This is a genomic window from Galbibacter pacificus (assembly GCF_029603165.1).
In the GTDB taxonomy this organism is placed as follows: Bacteria; Bacteroidota; Bacteroidia; order Flavobacteriales; family Flavobacteriaceae; genus Galbibacter; species Galbibacter pacificus.
The window spans coordinates 1-691 of record NZ_JAQSVC010000019.1 but is presented as its reverse complement, the minus strand read 5'-3'; the positions used below and the strand labels follow the sequence as shown (position 1 = coordinate 691).

The 691-nt window shown below is 56.0% G+C and carries 1 protein-coding gene; it reads right to left on the bottom strand.

Going from position 1 to position 691, the window contains the following annotated elements; genetic code table 11:
- Positions 1-676: hypothetical protein (locus tag PSF86_RS17745; RefSeq protein WP_277901433.1), on the bottom strand; the 676-nt coding region annotated here is incomplete at its 3' end.
- Between the last annotated feature and the right edge of the window lie 15 nt (positions 677-691).

Below are 691 nucleotides of genomic sequence, written 5' to 3'. Positions count from 1 at the left end.
CCAAATTCTGGTCGTCGCTGCTGATGTAGCCCGATAAATCGATCGGCGTCGCAGATGGGTTGTTCGTGATCTTCAGCTCGTTGCCGCTCAGTTCCAGATCCTGTATTTCGTTCTGGCCGTCCAGATCCCCGTCGGCGGCTATATGGTCGCTGATCGCCGTGGCGTTGGCGGTGATGTTCGTTGTGTTCGTTGCGATACTGTTTGCATTGGCGGTGATGTCCGTTGCGTTATCTGCTATGCCGTTGGCGTTAGCGGTAACGCGTCCGTCCAGTGCCGTTACTTCCGCCGATTCGTCCAAGGGCGACAGGTCTACTGTCGCTCCCGTCCCGTCTTCTATGCCAAGGCTCAATATATTGTCAGTGCCCAACGTTGCAGATTCCAAATTCTGGTCGTCGCTGCTGATGTAGCCCGATAAATCGATCGGCGTCGCAGATGGGTTGTTCGTGATCTTCAGCTCGTTGCCGCTCAGTTCCAGATCCTGTATTTCGTTCTGGCCGTCCAGATCCCCGTCGGCGGCTATATGGTCGCTGATCGCCGTGGCGTTGGCGGTGATGTTCGTTGTGTTCGTTGCGATACTGTTTGCATTGGCGGTGATGTCCGTTGCGTTATCTGCTATGCCGTTGGCGTTAGCGGTAACGCGTCCGTCCAGTGCCGTTACTTCCGCCGATTCGTCCAAGGGCGACAGGTCTAC